Genomic DNA, 20967 nt, shown 5'->3' with positions numbered 1-20967 from the left:
CTGCGAAAGTAGAACTACTTGTTTAATAAAAAAAACATAATCTCAATTATTAACATATTATCAATTATTAATACTCTTTTTTAACAATTTATCTTTAAACTATAGTCGATTGTCCGATATATACATTATCGCTTTTAAAATACAAGTCGTCTTTACTTAAAATGTAGTTCGAAATAAAGTCTCCTACTTCATTTGTTCCAAATTTTGAATAAGGATTCAAATCAGCGGTAACTACATTGAGTTCAATTGCTTTATGAACGGCTTCGTACACTTTTTTGGATTCCTGATGAAGACCAAAATGCTCTAAAAGCATTGCTGAGGCTAAAACAGAAGCAATTGGATTGGCAATATTCTTTCTTCTAGCTTCAGGAAATGAACCATGAATAGGTTCAAAAAGTACACTAGAATTCCCTAATGAAGCAGAAGGCAATAAGCCTAAAGCTCCTGTGATAACACTCGCTTCATCTGATAATATATCACCAAACAAATTCTCTGTCAAAATCACATCAAATTGTTTTGGATTAATAATAATTTGCATCGCTGCATTATCAACAAGCAAAAATTCTAGTGTAACTTCTGGATATTCTTTAGCAATTTGAGTTACTGTTTTTCTCCACAACCTAGAGGTTTCCAGAATACTAGCTTTATCTACAAGAGTTACTTTATTTCTTCTTTTTTGTGCTGCTCTAAAGGCTAAATGAGCAATTCTGATAATTTCTTCTTCAGTATATTCGCATAAATCTGAAGCTACAGTTCCTTGATCATTGATCTTTTTTTCACAAAAATAAGAACCACCAGAAATTTCTCTAAAAATCACAAAATCAGTATCCTCAATTATTTTTCTTTTTAATGGAGATAAATCTAGTAAGTCTTTGTAAGGTTTTATTGGTCGGATGTTAGCATACAAACCCAATGCTTGTCTTAATTTTAACAATCCATAAATTGGATTTAACTTGCTATTACTGTTATTATCATAAATTTCATCGCCAACCGTTCCAAATAAAACAGCATCGGTGTTCAAGCAAAGATTTAAGGTTTGCTCTGGCAAAGGATTTCCTGTTTTTTCAATAGCAATTGCACCTATAAAAGCATCTTCAAATACAAACTCATGATCATAAATGATTGCAATAGCGTTTAATGCTTTTTTGGCTTGTAAAATAACCTCTGGACCAATTCCGTCTCCTGATAATACTGCTATTTTTAAATTCATCTGATTTTATTTTTAATGGAATTTTATCTTCTATATATTAGTTTACGATCAATTACGGATTAATTCACTTTGTATGTTACAGACTTCTATAATCTGGTGAATATCATCATCTAAAACTTCTTTTTTGATATCAGCAAATCTTAAAAATTCAAAATAAACAAGATCTAACTGTACTTTTGAAAGTTCATAACCCACTTTTTTTGCTTTATACGCTAATGCAGCTCTTCCACTTCTAGCAGTTAGCACTATTGAAGATTCGTTGACTCCAACTTCTAAGGGATCCATAATTTCATAAGTAGACCTATTTTTTATTACGCCATCTTGATGAATACCAGAACTATGGGCAAATGCATTAGCACCAACTATTGCTTTGTTAGGTTGTACTATCATTCCCATGCTATCAGAAACTAAACGGCTCATTTCATTCAGTTGTTTTGAATCGATATCAGTATATAAATTCAAATAAGGATGTTGCTTAAAAATCATAACGACCTCCTCAAGTGCTGTATTTCCAGCTCTTTCTCCAATTCCGTTTATTGTACATTCAATTTGCCTGGCTCCATTTACTGCTCCTGCAATTGAATTTGCCGTTGCCATTCCTAAATCATTATGGCAATGACAGGAAAGAATTACATTCTCTATTCCCTTTACATTTTCTCTTAAATATTTTATTTTTGCACCATATTCTTCTGGCAAACAATATCCCGTTGTATCTGGTATATTTAAAACGGTAGCGCCCGATTTTATTGCTTCTTCGCAAACTCGAGCTAAGAAATCATTGGCTGTTCTTCCGGCATCTTCAGCATAGAATTCTACATCTTCTACATAAGATTTAGCATGTGAAACGGCAAACTTTGCTCTAGCAATAATATCCGCTCTTGTCGTTTGTAGTTTATGAATTATATGTGAATCAGATGTTCCAATTCCGGTATGAATTCGTGGTTTTTTGGCAAATTTTAAAGCTTCTGCAGCTACATCAATGTCATTTTTAACGGCTCTAGTTAGCCCACAAACCGTTGCGTTTTTTACAATTTTGCTGATTTCTTTAACAGATAAAAAATCACCGGGACTAGAGACAGGAAATCCAGCTTCAATAATATCAACACCCATTTCGTCGAGTCGATTGGCTATAAGTAGTTTTTGATTGGTATCTAGCTTACATCCTGGGACTTGTTCTCCGTCTCTTAAAGTGGTGTCAAAAATTTGAACTTTCTCTCTATTCATATCCGTTTATTTAATGTAATTTCACATTTCATTAACAAAGTTATATTTGAATACTTTAATTATAAAACACATTTTAACCAAATATACTATTCATAAAGGAATTAATTAAGTTTTAACTTATTGATTTACAAAGTATTAATCTTCTTTATTTTACAATGGCTAACCATCAAAAAGATTTCTTATTTGTTTTAATAAAATCCCTTTCTAAATCTGAGAAAAGACAATTCAAGATTTTTGCAAGTAGATTAGAGACTAGTTCGAACACAAAATTTATTGAATTGTTCAACATTTTAGACAAATCTGAAGCATATGAAGAAAAACTTATTTTAAAAAGTGGGATTATAAAAAAAGTGCAGTTATCAAATCTCAAATCCTATTTATACAAACAAATTTTAGTTAGTATTAGACTTAATATTCCTAGTCAAAACATGCGGTATCAGTTGCGAGAGCAAATTGACTTTGCTACTATTTTATATAATAAAGGATTGTACAAGCAAAGTTTAAAAATTCTTGATAAAACAAAAATTCTTGCCTTAGAAAATGATGAAAAGCTAATGGCATATGAGATTGTAGAATTTGAAAAACTGATTGAATCACAATACATCACCCGAAGTATTCAAGGACGTGCTGATGAATTGGTCATTCAAGCTAAAGAACTGAATTATCGCAATACAATTTCAAGTAAACTATCAAATTTGTCGCTGCAGTTGTACGGAATCATGCTAAAAACAGGTTATGTAAAAAGTGATGCTGAATTTAAATATATTGATGATTATTTTAATAAACATATAGCAAAACTTGATGTAAGTAAATTTAGTTTTAGAGAGAAATATTGGTTTTACAATGCCAATCTTTGGCGTAGTTTTTTAGTACAAGACTTTTTAGGAAGTTATAAATATGCTTACAAATGGGTAACTCTTTTCTATGATAATTCAAATATGATTTATCTAAATCCAGTCTTTTTCTTGAAAGGAAATCACTATTTGTTGGAGTCTTTATTCATGCTAAAATACAAATCTAAATTCAAGAAATATTTATTACAGTTAGAAGCTACCATAAAGGATACACGTTTTCCTGTGAATGATAATATTGCTTCATTATCCTTTTTATATGTATATAATAATAAATTAAATTATCATATTCTTGAAGGAACATTTGCTGCAAGTGAATACTTAATTCCTGAAATACTAAATAAATTAAAAATACATTCCGATCATCTTGATGAACATCACGAAATGCTCTTCTATTATAAATTTGCTTCTATTTATTTTGGAAATGAAAAATATACAGAATGTATTTTTTACTTAGAAAAAATCATAAACAATAAAAATCTTTCCATGCGAGAAGACTTAATGTGCTTTTCGAGATTGTTAAGTCTGATTGCTCATTACGAATTAGGGAACGATTATTACTTAGAAAATCAACTAAAAAACACTTACAAATTTTTACTAAAGATGAATGATTTGCAGGAGGTTCAGAAGGAAATCATTCGTTTTATGAAAAACCTAAATTCAATTTACCCGAGTGAAATTAAAAAAGAGTTTATAAAAATGAGGTTGCGTTTTATCGAATTAGAAAAAAACACCTATGAAAAACGGGCTTTTTTATATCTAGATATTATTTCTTGGTTGGAAAGCAAAATAGAAAATAGAAAAATAAGTGCAATTATAATTGAGAAGGCAAAATTAAGCAATCGATAATTTGCTGTAATTGAGGAAATATTTTGCTTTGTTACTTTTTTAATTCTTTGCGTCCTCTAATTATATCGTCAAAAGCTGCACATTTTACATATTCTTGTTCTCCCTCTATATTCATTGGTAAAAAAACAAATTCAACCTCAGATAAATCTTCTTTTAAGTAAAATGCCATGTCATCTAACTTGTAAAACCATTCGGTATCAAATTGCATTTTATTAATCGTTGCATCCTTAATCAGTAGTTTTTCTTTAAGAGGTTTCATAATTTTTAAATTAAGTTTCAAAATTAAAGTATCATCATAAAGTTGCCAAATTATTATTCTATTTTTATAATCAAATCAAAAATTATTTTTTTTTATAAATTATAAAAACGTTAAAATAACACTGATATGAATCATAAATTACTTTATTAATTACTCTAAAATTTAAAATTATGAACGGATTTTTTAAAACGATATTAGCTGGTTACGGTGCCAAAAAACTTGGTGGTGGATGCTTTGGAACAATTATATTATTTATAATTATTTACTGGATCTTGGGGTATTTTTAGAATTAAAAAACTAAAAATAAATCAATTAGAAATAAAAAAAGAGCGTATGATATTAAATCTACGCTCTTTTTTTATTTAATTATTTTAATATTAAGAGTTCACTAAAACTATTGCATCTGCTTTAGAAAATATTAATGTCTTTACTAATTTGTTTAAAAATCAATTATTTAATAAGCTAATAATTCCATCAATTCTTTTTCAAATCTTCCTTTTGGTAAATATTGATCTTCTAACGCCTTTGTAAAAGGGATCGGACTATCTAAACTGGCCACACGTTTTACAGGAGCGTCCAAATATTTGAAGCAGTTTTCCATTATCAAGGCTGATATATCACTAGCTAATCCTCCAAACATACTGTCTTCCTGATAAATGATTACTCTTCCTGTCTTTTTTACTGATGCGTAAATTGCTTCGGTATCTAGGGGTTGCAACGTTCTTAAATCTAGCAAATCAGCAGAAATAGTTGTGTTTTTAGATAAAGTATCCAATGCCCAATGCACTGCAGCACCAAACGAAATAATAGTTACTTCATTTCCTTCTTTCAACAAAGCAGCTTTTCCTAGAGGAATGGTATAATACTCTTTTGGTACCTCTTGGTGTATGCTTCTGTATAATTGTTTGTGTTCAAAAAACAATACAGGATTAGGATCGTTAATAGAGGTATTCAATAATCCTTTCGCATCATAAGGAAATGCAGGATATACCACTTTTAGACCAGGCGTTTTTGTAAACCAAGCTTCATTGGTTTGGGAATGAAAAGGTCCTGCTTGAGTTCCGCCTCCGCAAGGCATACGAACTACAACATCTGCTTTCTCTAACCAACGGTAATGTGATTTTGCTAATAAATTTACGATTGGATTAAAACCCGTTGAAACAAAATCAGCAAACTGCATTTCTACAATTGCTTTGTATCCATTAATAGATAATCCCATTCCGGCAGAGACAATTGCACTTTCGCAAATTGGGGTATTACGCACTCTTTCTTTGCCAAATTGTGCCATAAAACCATCTGTAATTTTAAAGGCGCCACCATAATCAGCTATATCTTGACCCATAATTACGGATTCTGGATGGCGTTCCATAGATTCCCGTAAACTAGCAGATATAGCATCTATAAAGCGGATATTTTCTTTCTCTTCTGAAGGCTCAAATGCTTCATGTTGATAAGGTTTATAGACATCATCTAATTCTCCACTATAAGTAGCTTCAATCTCTGGTTCTGCATTAGCAATTGCTAAAGCTTCGTCAATTTCTTTTTTAATTTCATTTTTTAAAGCGGAATCAAATTCTTCTGAAAGGATACCATTTTCTACTAAAAATTTTCTGTAATTATCTACAGGATCTTTAATGGCCCATAAATCCATTAATTCTTGAGGAACATATTTAGTACCACTTGCCTCTTCATGACCACGCATTCTAAAAGTTTTAAATTCTAACAAAACTGGACGAGGTCTTTCGATCATAGAAGCTTTTAATTCGGATAATAAATTAAACACTTCCAAAATATTGTTACCATCAACAATGTGACTTTCCATTCCGTAACCAATTCCTTTATCAGCCAAATTTTCACAACGGTATTGCTCATTGGTTGGTGTCGATAATCCGTAACCATTATTTTCTATGACGAACATTACTGGTAATTCCCAAACCGAAGCAATATTTAAAGCTTCATGAAAATCTCCTTCACTTGTTGCTCCTTCACCAGTAAAAACGGCCGTTATTTTGCCATTTTTCTTTAATTTATTAGCCAATGCAATTCCGTCAGCAACTCCTAATTGAGGTCCTAAATGCGAAATCATACCAATAATCTTATATTGTTGGGTGCCAAAGTGAAAACTACGATCGCGACCTTTGGTAAATCCATTTGCTTTTCCTTGCCATTGCGAAAAAAGTCGGTATAAAGGAATATCTCTTCCGGTAAATACACCTAAATTCCTGTGCATTGGCAAAATATATTCATCGTTGTCTAAAACTGCTGTTACACCTACAGAAATTGCTTCTTGACCAATTCCCGAAAACCATTTAGACACTTTTCCTTGACGGATTAAAATCAACATTTTTTCTTCTATAAGCCTTGGCTTTAGTAGTCTTTTATATAAATCTAATAATTGGTTATCAGTAAGATTTTTTTTATCAAAGGTCATTTTTTCGCTTTTTTTGGTAGGGCTCAAAGATAAAAAAATATAACAGTTTTGATATAATTTGTTATAAATTTTTATTTTAATAATACGTTTTAAAATTAGGAATTAAAATTATTCTTTATCTTTGTAGTTACAAGATTTAGCTCTTGTAATTTATTAAATAAAATAAATATGCAAAACATTCCTAGTGTTGACTTGCGTGATTTCCTTTCGGATGAACCGAAACGTAAACAAAAATTTGTAAATGAAATCGGAAGTGCTTTTGAAGACATTGGATTCGTAGCACTCAAAGGGCATTTTTTAAACGACCAACTGGTTGATGAATTGTATGGTGAAATTAGGAATTTTTTCTCTTTACCATTAGAAACAAAGCACAGTTATGAAATTCCTGGAATTGGAGGCCAAAGAGGGTATGTTTCCTTTGGGACTGAACATGCTAAAGGCCGAAAAGAAGGTGATTTAAAAGAGTTTTGGCATTTTGGACAATATGTATCTGAGGATTCTAAATATGCTTCAGAATATCCAGAAAATGTTGAAGTGAAAGAATTACCTCGTTTTAATGTAGTAGGAAAAGAAGCCTACCAAATGCTTGAAAAAACAGGTGTTTATGTATTAAGAGCTTTGGCATTGCATTTAGGCTTAGATGAATTCTATTTTGACAATTTTGCCAAAGATGGAAATTCAATTCTAAGACCAATTCACTATCCGCCTATCACATCAGAGCCTGCAAATGCCATTCGCGCAGCAGCTCATGGAGATATCAACTTGATAACATTATTAATGGGTGCTCAAGGAAAAGGTTTGCAAGTACAAACGCATGAAGGCGAATGGATTGACGCAATTGCAGAACCGGATGAATTGGTGATTAATGTGGGTGATATGTTGTCTCGTCATACGAACAACAAATTAAAATCTACCATTCATCAAGTGGTCAACCCGCCAAGAGAATTATGGGGAACTTCTCGCTATTCTATCCCGTTTTTTATGCACCCCGTAAGTGATATGAAATTGGATTGTTTGGAAAATTGTATTGATGAAGAAAACCCAAAGAAATTTGAAGACATTACTGCAGGCGCTTACTTATATGAACGTTTAGTAGATTTAGGGTTGATTAAAAAATAAACTTAAGTTTTCTTAAATTAATGAAAGACATTAGGTTTACACTTAATGTCTTTTGTTTTTATAGAATTAGAAGGCAGATAACGCCGGTTTTAACAGATTTACACTGAAACAATTTTTTATGAGTAGTATTTTACATCAAGAATTAACAAAGTCAATCATAAAAATATTCTACGAAGTTTATAATGAATTAGGATATGGTTTTCTTGAGAGAGTGTATCAAAATGCAATGTATTACGAACTTAAAGTAAACGGTTTTAAGGTCGAAGCTCAAAAAAAAATTAAAGTTTATTACAAAGAAATTGAAGTCGGAGATTATTTTGCCGACATAATTGTAAATGATTTGATAATCTTAGAATTAAAGGCTCAAGAGTACTTAGTTGAAGCAAATGAATTTCAACTAATTAATTATTTAAAGTCTACTTCTTGTGAAGTTGGACTACTTTTAAACTTTGGTAAAAAACCAGAATTTGTTAGAAAAATATATCAAAATAATAGAAAATAAAAACCGCGAAAATCAGCTGAATCAGTGTTATCCGCGTTTAATAATATAAATTATCATGGATTTACAAGACCAATTAAAAAACCTTTTTCCAAATCACGAACCAGGTCCAGAAGAAGTGATTGAAGAAGTTCCTCATGAATTATACGTTCAAAAAGAACCTATGATTTGCAAATTTGAAAAGAGAAAGGGAAAAGCAACAACAATAATAGAAGGTTACGAAGGAACAGACGAGGATTTTAAAATTCTAGCTAAAGAAATTAAAACTAAACTTAGTGTTGGTGGCACCTTCAAAGACGATTCTATAATCATACAAGGCGATTATCGGGATAAAATCATGACCATTTTAAAAGATAAAGGCTTTAAAGTAAAACGGGTTGGTGGTTAAAAAAATGTTTCGTGATCAGTTTTAGATATTCATTTTAAAGCGTTCAAATAAGTTCCTATTATTAAATTTAACTTTCACTTTGCGCGTTCGCGTCTTTGTGACAAATAAAAATATACAATGATAAAATCATCAGAATTAATATTAAATCCAGACGGTAGTGTTTACCATTTGAATTTAAAACCCGAAAACATTGCACACGATATCATCTTCGTTGGAGATCAAAATCGTGTCGAAAAAATAACACAGTTTTTTGATAGTATAGAATTTTCTACTCAAAAAAGAGAATTTAAAACCCAAACGGGAATCTTCAAAGGCAAAAGAATAACCGTATTATCAACCGGAATTGGTCCAGACAATATTGATATTGTAATCAATGAATTAGATGCATTGGTAAATATCGATTTAAAAACAAAAATGCCAAAAGAAAAACTAACGACACTAAATATCATTAGAGTGGGAACTTCAGGTTCTTTGCAAGCGGATATTCCTGTGGATAGTTTTGTAATGTCAAAATTCGGATTGGGATTAGACAACATGCTTCGCTCCTACTTGATCGATGCCGTTTCTAATATTAAAATGGAAGATGCTTTTGTAGCACATACTAATTGGGATCCTAAAAAAGGAAAACCTTACGTGATTGCTTGTTCTGAGATGCTCGAAAAAATGATAGAAAGTGACAAAATGCACAAAGGAATTACAGCAACTGCAGGTGGTTTTTATGGTCCACAAGGACGTGTTTTACGTTTGAACATTCAAGATGAAAATCTAAATTCTAAAATGGATAATTTCCAGTTTGAAGGAAACAGAATCACCAATCTTGAAATGGAAACGGCAGCTATTTATGGCCTTTCAGCACTTTTAGGACACAATGCATTATCCTTAAATGCTATAATTGCTAACCGCGCTTCAGGAACTTTTAGTGAAGATCCATACAAAGCAGTAGATGAACTAATCGCATACACATTAGACAAAATAGCGCAATCTTAAAATAATTAATTTTGTTATTCGGAGCTATTTCCTGCTCTTCACTGTATCTTTTTCACTCCTTCGCAGGAGCAAAAAAGGATGCCGTTGCGATCAGGGCTAAACAGAATTTATAACCAATTTTAATAAATGGATTTATTACTAGAAACTAAAAATCTTTTGCTAAGGGAAATGAAAATAGACGATGCAGAAGCACTCTACCAAATGGATTGTAACCCAAAAGTACACCAATACTTATGGAACAAACCTGTAAATAGTATCGATGAAATTTATCAAAATATAGAAAAAGTACGCAATCAATATTTAGAAAATAATATTGGACGATTTGTAGTACTAGAAAAAGAAAGTAATTCAATAATTGGTTGGGCAGGATTGAAATATAATACAGAAACAGTTCATAATAAAATCAATTTCTATGATATAGGATATCGACTTAATGAAACTTCTTGGGGTAAAGGATATGCTTCTGAAGCTGCTTTTGCTTGGCTGAATTACGGATTTGATGTTATGAAAATTGAATCTTTAAACGCTTCGGCACATGTTGATAATATTGCTTCAAATCGAATCTTGCAGAAAATTGGACTAAAATTCACTGAAAACTATATCGAAGATGAAATTTCTTGGAATTGGTATGAATTAAAAAATAATAAAATAGTATGAAAACAATAAAAATAGCTGGAGTTCCAGAACATTTCAATTTACCTTGGCATTTAGCCATAGAAAACGGAGATTTCGAAAAACAGAATATCGATTTACAATGGACAGATGTTCCAGAAGGAACTGGCAAAATGTGTCAAATGCTTCGAGATGGTGAGACTGATATTGCAGTTATCTTAACCGAAGGAATTGTAAAAGATATTGTTGCTGGAAATCCAAGCAAAATTGTTCAGGTTTATGTTGAGAGTCCATTAATTTGGGGAATTCACGTGGCTGCAAAATCAGATTATAAAACTCTTGCGGATTTAGAAAATAAAAAAGTAGCTATTTCTCGTCTAGGTTCGGGTTCCCAATTAATGGCATACGTAAATGCTAATAATCAAAACTGGGCAACAGATGATTTGCAATTTGAAATCATTAACACCATCGACGGAGCGGTTGAAGCATTGACCAATCAAACTGCTGATTATTTTATGTGGGAACGCTTTATGACGAAACCACTAGTAGATAAAGGTATTTTTAGAAGAATTGCAGATTGCCCTACTCCGTGGCCGTGTTTTGTAATTGCTGTTCGCGAAGAAATTTTAAAAAATGATTGGGAGATTATCTCAAAAATTCTTGCAATCATCAATCAAACTACAGAGGAATTCAAAGATATCCCAAGTATTGATAAAACTTTGGCATCCAATTACGATCAAAAAATAGAAGATATTCAAGATTGGTTGAGATTAACAACATGGTCTCAAAAACAAATAACCAATGAAATGTTAAACAAAGTTCAAAATCAGCTTTTTCAACTTAAAATTATAGATAAAAAAGGTACTTTTGAGGGTATTGTAAAGACGGTTTAGATTACTGTTTGTAGTTTCACGTATGATAAAATTCAAAAATATTACTTTTCAAGATTTAAAACAAAAACTTCAGGTCAAAAAACCTTGGGATGATGTTATTATTTTTGTACTTAATATTTTGATTGCTATTCCGCTTTTTATAATTTTACATCAAAATTTAATCAATCCAAACTGGTTTTTAAATATTGATCGTGTTATACTTTTCATTGTAATGATCGTTGTCATTCAACTTATTTTAAGAATGTTACGAACAATAATTATTTTTTGTATTATTCTTTATTTAATAGTATTAGTTTACGGTTCAACTATTGGGAATTATGGGTTTAATAGTGTGTATGAGGACTACAACACGATGATGTATAGCATGTCCTACAATCCATATCCTCAAGATATTATAATTGCCAAATTACTTCCGTTTCCTAATAAATCTAAAATTATTAATGCAATTGAATATCAAAATCCAAAAGTTAGGAATTTTGCTGTAATGGCTACTTCAAAATATTTTAAGGATGTAAAAGGATATGCTGAGTACCGAACCATAATTCAATGTTTTGCCGTTTTTAAAGAAATTAATAATAGGTGGAATTATGTAAGTGATCCTAAAGCAGGAGATTATATTGCTACTGCTACAGAATCGTTACTCTATTTTTCTGGTGATTGTGATGATCACTCCATTTTGATGGCCGCTTGTGTAAGAGCCATTGGTGGAACACCTCGATTGATACACACCAAAGGACATATTTACCCAGAAATACTCATTGGATCTCATGCTGATTTAGAAAAAGTAAACTTTTTGATTAAAAACATATTATTTCCAAACGAAAGTCGCGATAAAAAGCTTTTTTATCACGTAGATGAACGTGGACAAATCTGGATGAATTTAGATTATACCGCTCGATATCCTGGCGGTCCTTTTTTATCAGAGGAAATTTTAGGTGCTTTGACCTTAGATTAAGTACTAGTATTATTTCTCTAAATTAGTTTTAAAATCACTTTAATTAGAAGATATTAGAAAGTGAAAGTCGTGTTAATTTATCTTTTAAGGAATTATATTTTATTATCTTGACACAACTTAAGATTTTATAAAAATTTAATTTACTATGAAAGATTCCAAACTAAAAGCTTTTATACCTCTTTTTTACCTCGTTTGGTCAGACGATCTTTTGACTCAAAAAGAATTCGTGACTTTACAGAATTTCATCTTTTCACAAGATTGGTTAAATACAAAAGAGCAGGAAATACTACTCTCTAATTTAGATAGCAAAACACCACCAACACGAACCACAATAAACAGTTGGAAATCAGAAATAGAAACCGTTCTCAACGAAAATCCTACTTTAAAATCTACTTTTGAAATAGCAACATTACTTTCTGATAATGAAAATAGTAGTAGAGATTTGCGTGCTGCATTTATACAACTCGAAAATGATTTAGGAATTTCTGGCGAAGAAATAATTACAGATTTCAAAAACAAATCGAATAGTTTAACTTCAAATCTTCAAACGATTACAAGTTTTGAAATTGAAAAACTCACAAGAATTCTAGATGGCGAGCAAGCAGCAATAATAAAAAAAGTAAAACTGATAATCAGTCAGCCTGAATTTGCTTACGAAACTTCTACTGACACGGCTATTTATAGAGAAAAAGTCTATGATTGGTGCAAAATACTTGCCAAAGAAAATTTAGGTAACATGGCTTATCCTAAAGAATACGGTGGCGGAGATAATATAGCCGATTATTTTGCTATAATGGAGACCTTGAGTTACCACGATCTAAGTTTAGTTATTAAATTTGGTGTTCAATTTGGACTTTGGGGAATGAGTGTTCACTCTTTAGGTACAGAAAAACACTATTCTAAATACTTAAAAGATATTGGCTCACTTATAATACCGGGTTGTTTTGCCATGACAGAAACCAATCATGGATCGAATGTGAAAGGGATGGAAACCACGGCCACTTACAATCACGATGATCAGACATTTACCATTCATACGCCACATCAAAAAGCGCAGAAAGAATATATTGGTAATGCAGCCGTTCACGGACAAATGGCAACCGTTTTTGCGAAGTTAATAATTGATAACACAGATTATGGAGTAAACGCATTTATAGTGGCTATTCGCGATATTAATAGTGTGGTTTTAAAAGGCATTACTATAAATGATTGTGGGCTAAAAATGGGTCTTAACGGAGTAGACAACGGAACGATTAGTTTTGATCAGGTGGTTATTCCAAAAGAAAACATGCTCGATCGCTTTGCTTCCGTTAATGATAAAGGCGAATTCGAAAGTCCAATTCCAAGTGATAATAGAAGATTTTTCACCATGTTGGGAACTTTGGTTGGTGGTCGCATTGGTATTCCTAGATCTGCATTGGCTGCAGCCAAATCTGGGCTAACCATTGCAATACAATATAGCGATAAACGCCGACAATTTGGACCAGAAGGTGGCTCTGAAGTTCCGATATTAAACTATCGAATTCATCAAAGACGTTTGCTTCCGCTAGTAGCAAAAACCTACGCCAATCACTTTGCACTGCAATATGTTACCAAACGGTTTATGAAGAGAACCGAAGCCGAAATGCCAGAAATTGAAGCATTGGCGGCAGGTATGAAAGCCTACTCTACTTGGAGTACAACTGCTATTTTACAAGAATGTCGAGAAGCTTGTGGCGGTAAAGGATATTTGTCTGAAAATCGAATTGATGCTTTAAAAAATGATACTGAAGTATATACCACTTTTGAAGGAGATAACACCGTATTAATGCAATTAGTGGCTAAAAACCGTTTATCCGAATTTCGAAAATCATTTGGACAAATGGATGCAATGGGTATCATTCAATATGTGTATGATAATGCTAAAACAGCTATTGCTGAAAAAAATCCGATTGCAACTCGAAAAACAGATGAAACTCATTTGATTGATCAAGAGTTTCATTTGAATGCGTTTATACATCGTGAAAAAACTACTTTAGCTTCTGCGGCAAAACGTTTAAAAAAATTGATCGAAAGTGGTCTTGATCCTTATGATGCCTTTAATGTAGTGCAACATCAAATGATTGATGTCGCACAAGCTTATCTAGAAAGAATAGTTTTAGAGCAGTTTCAAGAGGCTATTAAAAGTATTGAAGACAATGATAGTAAGTCTGCAATGATTAAATTATGTCAACTATATGCCCTAGCCCAGATAGAGAAAAATAAAGGTTGGTATTTAGAAGATGGCTATATGGAAGCGGTAAAAACAAAAGCAATTCGTAAGATGGTCAATCAGTTATGTTGGGATATTAGACCTGATGCGGTTGCGTTGGTTAAAGCTTTTGATATTCCAGACTCTTGTCTTGCTGCACCAATTGCCTTTTAAGAATTAATAAATTTTCAAATAACAAAAAACTCCTCATTTTAGAGGAGTTTTTTTTGTATTCAATTTAAATTATTTTTTAAATTAATTCTATAAAATGGAGTTCAAACGAATTGTATTGTGAGTAAAATTATAAACTATTGAACTTTAATAAACGAACTCTTAAACTAGTATATTGTATTTGTAGTTCATTTTTTAATACTTCATATTCAGCAGCAAGCAATTGGTTTTTTACGGTTGTATATAAAATAGCTTCTATTTTTCCGTTTGTAAATTTGGCTTGTGTTGTAGCTAATGATGCTTTGGCATAGCTTTGCTTTTCAACTAATTTTTGCTTTAATTTTATATAATTTTGCTCATTCATTTCTTCTAAAGCAATTTTTTTATCTAACTCTTGCTTTTCTTGCTCCATAAATTGTTTCGTTTTTTCACTTTCTATTTTAGAAGCACTAATTTTTTTGTTGTTACGAAAACTATTAAAAATGGGAACTGCCAACTGCACTCCTACTTGCTGACTTTTATTGTCTTGCAACTGACTGAAAAAAGCAACAGCATTTGGATCAGTCATTTTTAAATTTTTATAATAAAAAGTCGAATATCCATAATAGGCAGACAATATTGGTAAATTATTCGCTCTTTCAATGCTTATCGTTTTTAAGGTATTTTCAAATTGAAGTGCTGCACGTTTTATTTTAGGATTATTCCTCGTTATTTGTTCTTTCTCATAGAGTGCTTCTCGTTCCAATTCAATTTGACCTATTGCAACGGCAGTAAAATTCAGTAACTGGAACAACTGCATCTTCTGAATTTCATACAATTGTTCGGTTTGCATGTTCCTACTTTCATCTTCAGAAAAACTCAATTGCATGTCATATAAGTCACTTTGGGGTTTGCTACCAATATTTACTTCCTTGGTTATTCTTTCTAAGTTGAATTCACTTTGTTTGAATTGCTCTTTCTGAATTTTTAGTAATTCTTGCGTATAGAGTGCTTGGTAATAGCTTTCTAAAATCTGAAGTTTATACTCATTTTCGATCACTGCTGCATCTGCTTTAGCCAACTCCATATTTATTTTATCTTTTTGAGCATTTGCAAAAGCACTAAAATCAATTAGATTCATTTTTGCATTCAAATAAAAATTATCATTCTGAATGTTAGAACTCACTCTTCCGTTAGTAGAAGGATCGATCGTAGAACCAAAATTATAACTTTGATCTCCATATAAAGTAACAGCGGGCAACATTCGGTTTAAAACAGAATGTTGCAATTTTTCAGTCCGCTTTATTTCTAATTGTCTTATTTTAATTTCGATGTTGTTTTGTAAACCTACCGAAATACATTTGTTAACCGACCAAGAATTTTCTTGACCACTTACTAGCGTAGTAAATACGAAAAAAATGATGGCTGATATGAGTTTATTATTCATATTTAAGATATTTTAATACATCGACTCTTGTGGCTTGATAAGCTCTTGATAACACTACAACTAGCGTTAAAAATAGCAAAGCAACAAATCCTATTATAAAAGGAAAAACTGAAATTTCGATTCTATAAGCGAAGTTTTCTAACCATTTATTCAATAAATAGTACACTGGATATAAAGCAATTAAAAACCCTATTATACAATACGAAATGTATTGTTTGGAAAGTTCTTTTAGTAAAACATTAGTTTCGGCGCCAATCGCTTTTCGAATAGCAATTTCTTTCATTCTACTTTGTATAGAATAGGAAGCTAAAGCAAATAGTCCGAAAAGTGCAATACCAATTACAATGATATTTAGTAATGAAAAGAGGTTGTTTTGCTTTACATAAGATTCGTAAGTTCTCGCATATTGCTTGTCTACAAAATCATATTTAAAAGGATATTCTGTATCTACTTTTGACCATAACTTTTCAATATCAGCTAATGTGTTTTCAATACCTACCGATTTTAATTTTATGTAAATTTTATCAATACCGCCAGCACTTTCGAAAGTTTTTATGTGATAAAAAGTCATAGGAAGAACATTAATTTCTGGACTTAATACATTAAAATCTTTAACAACACCTACAATTTTTAACTTTTGATTTCTTAATAAAACTTCTTTACCAATTGGATTGTTAATATTCATTAATTTTTGAGCAGTTTCATTAATCAAAATAGAATTGAGCGTATCCGAAGCAAATTTTTCAGTAAATCCCCTGCCTTTTGTAATCTTTATGTTCATCAATTCAAGCATCCCAAAATCAATAGCAACGTTATTTTCTTTGAATAAAACATCATTATATAAAATTGGTGATAAATCTCCAGAAGTTCCGGTAAAAGAAATCGCTCCAGTAGAAACAGATTCAACACCTTTTATTTTTAAAAGTTCTTGTTTTAATGTAGCGTATTTATTGTAAATATTTTGACTAACATTTTCTACTTTATAAGCTGATTCTGGAAAATTTAAATTCACCGAAATGACCTGATCTCCTTTAAATCCTAAATCTTTGTGATTTAAATAATTTATCTGCTTATATACAATTGTAGAGCCTATAATAAAAAAAGTAGCAATAGCAAATTGAAAAATCAACATTCCGTTGCGGACCCAAATTCCACTTTTACTTCTTGCATAATTCCCTTTCAAAACTTTTAAAGTTTCAAAATTAGAGACATAAATCGCTGGAAATATTCCTGAAACAAAAATAGTAATGATAAAAATAAGTAGCAATTGCATGTAGAACTGGCTTCCAATTATGGTTAAGTTTTTATTTAAAAACTGATTGTAGTAAGGTAAAGTCAGTTCTACAAGTACTAATCCAAATAAAAGAGAAAACAAGCTTATCAAAATAGTTTCGAAAATAAATTGCTTTATAATATCGCTTTTTGATGCTCCGACTACTTTTCGAACTCCTACTTCTTTTGCTCTTCTTATAGCATTGGCAGTTGCCAAATTGATATAATTTACAATCGAAAGAATAAGAATCATAATAGATAATCCTATCATAATCAACAAAAACTGATAATTGCCTCGTCCTTCGGGATAACCATCTGTAATAGAGTGTAATCGCGATTTTGAAAGCGGTTCCATAAAAATGGTAAAATGTCCAATTTTTTTCTCCATTTCCTCCAATGTAAAACCTGCTTGTTTTGCATTTAAAACTATCACTTCTTCGTAATAAGCTTTTTCTAGCAATAATCGGGTAGCTTCTACTTTTGAAGGGTCTTTCAGTTTTAGTAAAAGTTTTAATGTAAAGAGTCCGTGTTGTTTTTCAGGATCTACTAAATCCTTCATTTTATTGACAATAACATTTGGAGCGACAGACGATTTACCAGGAATTTGATAAACTGCACGAACAACATGCATTGTGCCTAAGCAATTTATCTGTTTACCAATTGGATTTTCGTTTACAAAAATTTTTTTAGAGAGTGCTTCAGAAATTGCAATACTCGTATCGTCCTTTAATGATGAATAACCATTTCCTTTTATTATTTTGAACGGAAATAGAGAAAAGAAATCACTTTCTACATTCATAATTTTATCTACTTCTACTTTCTTACCATTATAAATTATTTTATCATTTTGATACCAACTATCAGCAAAAACAAGCTTTTCTACATTAATATCTTTTTGAAGATATGTTTTTAACTTTATAGAATTTTCTGCTAAAATTGGCATATCGGTAAGTTGAACCAATACCTGATAAACTTTTTCTTTTTCAGGATTCCATTCATTGTAACTTTGTTCGTCATTCCAATACAGTAAAGCAAAGATTAATCCCGCAATTCCTATAGCTAATCCTAAAGCATTCAAAAATGAAAACAGTTTGTTTTGCTTTAGGTTATATATAAATATTCTTATCCAATTTTTTAGCATTTTATTCGTATTTTAAATATTTTAGTACATCGACTCTTGTGGCTTGATACGCTCTTGTTAACACTACAACTAGCGTTAAAAATAGCAAAGCAACAAATCCTATTACAAAAGGGAAAATTGAAATTTCGATTCTATAAGCGAAGTTTTCTAACCATTTATTCAATAAATAATACACCGGAAACAAGGCGATTAAAAAACCTATTATACAATACAAAATATATTGTTTGGAAAGTTCTATTAGTAAAACATTAGTTTCAGCTCCAAGTGTTTTTCTAATGGCAATCTCCTTCATGCGTCTTTCTATCGAATAGGAAGCCAAAGCGAATAAACCAAACAGCGCAATGACAATAACAACTACGTTTAATAAAGAGAAAAGATTTTTTTGTTTCACATATTCCTTATAGGACCGTGCGTATTTTTTATCGACAAATTCATACGAAAACGGATATTCAGTGTCTACTTTTGTAGTCCAAAATTGCTCAATATCGTTGATAGTATTTTCAATATTCGCTGTATTTACTTTTACAAAAATTGAATTCACGTTTTGCGCCATCAACGGAAATGTTTTTAAATGCACAAATATCATTGGTGCGTTTTTTTCTTGTGGTCCTCTTAAATTAAAGTCTTTTACAACGCTTATTATTTTTAATTTTTCTCCATCACCAGAAACTATTTCTTTACCTATTGGTTGTCTGATTCCTAAAATTCTCACTGCAGTTTCATTAATAATTACGTTATTTATGGTATCTGAAGCATATTTATTATTAAAATATCTTCCTTCTTTTAGTTTGATATCCATCATTTCCAGCATCCCAAAATCAACCGCCATATTTAATCCTTGAACATTAGCATTTTGATATAAATAATCTCGTGAAGAGCGTGCTCCCTTTCCAAAAGAAAAATTGCCAGTAGCAACTTGACTAACTCCTTTTACCTTGGCTAATCGATCTTTTATTCTCAGGTAATCCCTTAAAAATTCATTTTGATAACTTTCATCAGAATGTGTGTCAAACTTTTTGAGATAATCAATTTCAATAATTTTATCACCTTTAAAACCTAAATTTTTATTGGTCAAATGGCTGACTTGTTGATAAACAATTGTTGATCCGATAATAAAAAAAACGGCTATTGCAAACTGAAAAACCAACATACTGTTTCGAAAACAAATTCCCATTTTACTCCTGTTAAAGTTTCCTTTTAATACTTTTTGAGTTTCAAAACTTGAGATATAAAGTGCAGGAAAAAATCCACCGAGAAAAACCACAATTCCAAAAATAAAGAGCAATTGTAAATAAAACTCACTTCCGTACATTTTTAAATCCTTCTCTAATAATTCATTGTAAAACGGCAATGATATTTCGACAATTACTAATGCAAAAAGAATAGAAACTAGTACTATTATGATAGTTTCAGATATAAATTGAGCAATAATATTTCTTCTACTTGCGCCTAATATTTTACGCATACCAACTTCTTTAGCTCTTTTTATAGCACTTGCATTAGCTAAATTGACATAGTTAACAATGGAAAGAATCATTATCAAAATAGATAATACTACCGTTATAATTAAGTATTGATAATTACCGATTCCTTCAGGATATCCCCAATTTTCATTTAATTCTGAATTAAGACGCGCATCGCTTAGGGTTTCTAGATGTATTGCCACGATTCCGTGTTCTTTTATTTGCTGTTCTAAAGTAATATTGGCTTCATTTGCTTCTTTTTTTATAACGTTTTCTATAAAAAGTTTTTCAATCTTACGTTCAACCGCTTCTTTACTAGCATTAGTTTTAAGCTTGAGAAGTAAGCAAAAATTAAAAGTTTCCCATTGATCTAAATTCTTCTTAATGATTTTTTTAAAATTATCCGTCAGTACTACATCAGGTGCAAATGAACTTTTCATTTCATTTTTATATACGCCATTTACAGTGTAAAAATTTTTACCAAACTTAATTTGTTTACCTATTGGATTTTCATTGTTGAAAAAAATCTTATAAATTTTTTCAGAAATAGCAATAGACGAATCATCTTTAAGCGCATTTTTATCATTTCCAAATATGAAGGGAAATGGAAAATAGTCGAAAAATTTATTTTGAGTATTAAATGCTTTTTCAATTTTTTGCTTCTTTCCATTATAACTAAACAATTCCGAATCGTACCAATTAAAACTGTAGTTATAACTTTCAATATTTGGATCACCGTCAAAATATTTACCAAGAGTACCAACTGTATAAGGCCATTGTTCATTATTTACCTTATTTATAACCATATGAATATTGTTCTTTTCAGGATTCCATTCATTGTAACTTTGCTCGTCGTTCCAATAGAGCGTGGCAAAAATTAATCCTGCTATTCCTATCGCTAAACCCAAAACATTTAAAACTGTAAAAAGCTTATTGTTTTTTATGTGATAGAAAAATATATTTATCCAATTTTTTAGCATGATTCAA

General features: G+C 31.0%; 16 protein-coding genes. 9 read left to right on the top strand and 7 right to left on the bottom strand.

Annotated elements, in window-relative coordinates; translation table 11 throughout:
• Positions 1-94: 94 nt before the first annotated feature.
• Both leuB and H2650_RS11410 read right to left on the bottom strand, forming a co-directional pair.
• Positions 95-1210 (bottom strand): 3-isopropylmalate dehydrogenase, encoded by a 1116-nt coding sequence (gene leuB, locus H2650_RS11415; RefSeq protein ID WP_188050944.1) that lies wholly within the window; start codon positions 1208-1210, stop codon positions 95-97.
• Between the two features lie 48 nt (positions 1211-1258).
• Positions 1259-2434 carry a 2-isopropylmalate synthase gene (locus tag H2650_RS11410; RefSeq protein ID WP_188050943.1) on the bottom strand — a complete coding sequence of 392 codons (1176 nt, stop codon included), beginning with the start codon at positions 2432-2434 and terminating at the stop codon, positions 1259-1261.
• Between the two features lie 155 nt (positions 2435-2589).
• Between H2650_RS11410 and H2650_RS11405 the strand changes: the two genes are divergently transcribed.
• Complete coding sequence (locus H2650_RS11405; RefSeq protein ID WP_188050942.1) at positions 2590-4134, top strand: hypothetical protein; 1545 nt, start codon at positions 2590-2592, stop codon at positions 4132-4134.
• Positions 4135-4165: 31 nt separating this feature from the next.
• Here the strand turns inward: H2650_RS11405 and H2650_RS11400 are convergent, their stop codons facing one another.
• Complete coding sequence (locus H2650_RS11400; RefSeq protein WP_188050941.1) at positions 4166-4393, bottom strand: hypothetical protein; 228 nt, start codon at positions 4391-4393, stop codon at positions 4166-4168.
• Between the two features lie 454 nt (positions 4394-4847).
• Entirely contained in the window at positions 4848-6824 is a 1977-nt protein-coding gene (locus H2650_RS11395; RefSeq protein ID WP_188050940.1) for a thiamine pyrophosphate-dependent enzyme, read from the bottom strand.
• A gap of 168 nt (positions 6825-6992) precedes the next feature.
• On the opposite strand from H2650_RS11395, the gene H2650_RS11390 reads away from it, so the two are divergent.
• The 8 genes from H2650_RS11390 (at position 6993) to H2650_RS11355 (ending at position 14681) form a co-directional block, all read left to right on the top strand.
• Entirely contained in the window at positions 6993-7943 is a 951-nt protein-coding gene (locus tag H2650_RS11390; RefSeq protein WP_188050939.1) for an isopenicillin N synthase family oxygenase, read from the top strand.
• Positions 7944-8061: 118 nt separating this feature from the next.
• The gene (locus tag H2650_RS11385; RefSeq protein WP_188050938.1) at positions 8062-8445 is read left to right on the top strand and encodes a GxxExxY protein; all 384 of its coding nucleotides are present in this window, start codon (positions 8062-8064) and stop codon (positions 8443-8445) included.
• Positions 8446-8500: 55 nt separating this feature from the next.
• A complete protein-coding gene (locus H2650_RS11380) occupies positions 8501-8830 on the top strand; it encodes a translation initiation factor (protein WP_188050937.1) in 330 nt (109 codons plus the stop codon).
• A gap of 117 nt (positions 8831-8947) precedes the next feature.
• Positions 8948-9817 carry a nucleoside phosphorylase gene (locus H2650_RS11375; protein ID WP_188050936.1) on the top strand — a complete coding sequence of 290 codons (870 nt, stop codon included), beginning with the start codon at positions 8948-8950 and terminating at the stop codon, positions 9815-9817.
• A gap of 126 nt (positions 9818-9943) precedes the next feature.
• Entirely contained in the window at positions 9944-10474 is a 531-nt protein-coding gene (locus H2650_RS11370; protein WP_188050935.1) for a GNAT family N-acetyltransferase, read from the top strand.
• Positions 10471-11322, top strand: coding sequence for a substrate-binding domain-containing protein (locus H2650_RS11365; RefSeq protein ID WP_188050934.1), 852 nt, complete (start codon positions 10471-10473; stop codon positions 11320-11322). The genes H2650_RS11370 and H2650_RS11365 overlap by 4 nt, the downstream gene beginning before the upstream one ends.
• A 22-nt stretch (positions 11323-11344) precedes the next feature.
• On the top strand, positions 11345-12277 hold the full coding sequence (locus H2650_RS11360; RefSeq protein WP_188050933.1) for a transglutaminase: 933 nt from the start codon (positions 11345-11347) through the stop codon (positions 12275-12277).
• A gap of 145 nt (positions 12278-12422) precedes the next feature.
• Positions 12423-14681 (top strand): acyl-CoA dehydrogenase, encoded by a 2259-nt coding sequence (locus H2650_RS11355; RefSeq protein WP_188050932.1) that lies wholly within the window; start codon positions 12423-12425, stop codon positions 14679-14681.
• A gap of 127 nt (positions 14682-14808) precedes the next feature.
• On the opposite strand, the gene H2650_RS11350 is transcribed toward H2650_RS11355, so the two are convergent.
• The 3 genes from H2650_RS11350 to H2650_RS11340 are packed head-to-tail and all read right to left on the bottom strand — an operon-like array spanning position 14809 to position 20960.
• The gene (locus tag H2650_RS11350; RefSeq protein WP_188050931.1) at positions 14809-16104 is read right to left on the bottom strand and encodes a TolC family protein; all 1296 of its coding nucleotides are present in this window, start codon (positions 16102-16104) and stop codon (positions 14809-14811) included.
• Positions 16097-18517, bottom strand: a complete 2421-nt coding sequence (locus H2650_RS11345; protein ID WP_188050930.1) for an ABC transporter permease — start codon at positions 18515-18517, stop codon at positions 16097-16099. Before H2650_RS11345 ends, H2650_RS11350 begins: the two co-directional genes overlap by 8 nt.
• Before the next feature lies 1 nt (position 18518).
• Positions 18519-20960, bottom strand: a complete 2442-nt coding sequence (locus H2650_RS11340) for an ABC transporter permease (protein WP_188050929.1) — start codon at positions 20958-20960, stop codon at positions 18519-18521.
• Positions 20961-20967 lie beyond the last annotated feature (7 nt).

The organism is Flavobacterium sp. GP15 (genome assembly GCF_014281985.1).
In the GTDB taxonomy this organism is placed as follows: domain Bacteria; phylum Bacteroidota; class Bacteroidia; order Flavobacteriales; family Flavobacteriaceae; genus Flavobacterium; species Flavobacterium pygoscelis.
The sequence above is the reverse complement of the archived record's forward strand: the minus strand, read 5'-3'. Positions and strand labels throughout refer to the sequence as shown.

Bases quoted from the DNA above. Each gene is read 5' to 3' on its own strand.
- leuB (WP_188050944.1), bottom strand. From the start codon at position 1,210: ATGAATTTAAAAATAGCAGTATTATCAGGAGACGGAATTGGTCCAGAG.
- H2650_RS11410 (WP_188050943.1), bottom strand. From the start codon at position 2,434: ATGAATAGAGAGAAAGTTCAAATTTTTGACACCACTTTAAGAGACGGA.
- H2650_RS11405 (WP_188050942.1), top strand. From the start codon at position 2,590: ATGGCTAACCATCAAAAAGATTTCTTATTTGTTTTAATAAAATCCCTT.
- H2650_RS11400 (WP_188050941.1), bottom strand. From the start codon at position 4,393: ATGAAACCTCTTAAAGAAAAACTACTGATTAAGGATGCAACGATTAAT.
- H2650_RS11395 (WP_188050940.1), bottom strand. From the start codon at position 6,824: ATGACCTTTGATAAAAAAAATCTTACTGATAACCAATTATTAGATTTA.
- H2650_RS11390 (WP_188050939.1), top strand. From the start codon at position 6,993: ATGCAAAACATTCCTAGTGTTGACTTGCGTGATTTCCTTTCGGATGAA.
- H2650_RS11385 (WP_188050938.1), top strand. From the start codon at position 8,062: ATGAGTAGTATTTTACATCAAGAATTAACAAAGTCAATCATAAAAATA.
- H2650_RS11380 (WP_188050937.1), top strand. From the start codon at position 8,501: ATGGATTTACAAGACCAATTAAAAAACCTTTTTCCAAATCACGAACCA.
- H2650_RS11375 (WP_188050936.1), top strand. From the start codon at position 8,948: ATGATAAAATCATCAGAATTAATATTAAATCCAGACGGTAGTGTTTAC.
- H2650_RS11370 (WP_188050935.1), top strand. From the start codon at position 9,944: ATGGATTTATTACTAGAAACTAAAAATCTTTTGCTAAGGGAAATGAAA.
- H2650_RS11365 (WP_188050934.1), top strand. From the start codon at position 10,471: ATGAAAACAATAAAAATAGCTGGAGTTCCAGAACATTTCAATTTACCT.
- H2650_RS11360 (WP_188050933.1), top strand. From the start codon at position 11,345: ATGATAAAATTCAAAAATATTACTTTTCAAGATTTAAAACAAAAACTT.
- H2650_RS11355 (WP_188050932.1), top strand. From the start codon at position 12,423: ATGAAAGATTCCAAACTAAAAGCTTTTATACCTCTTTTTTACCTCGTT.
- H2650_RS11350 (WP_188050931.1), bottom strand. From the start codon at position 16,104: ATGAATAATAAACTCATATCAGCCATCATTTTTTTCGTATTTACTACG.
- H2650_RS11345 (WP_188050930.1), bottom strand. From the start codon at position 18,517: ATGCTAAAAAATTGGATAAGAATATTTATATATAACCTAAAGCAAAAC.
- H2650_RS11340 (WP_188050929.1), bottom strand. From the start codon at position 20,960: ATGCTAAAAAATTGGATAAATATATTTTTCTATCACATAAAAAACAAT.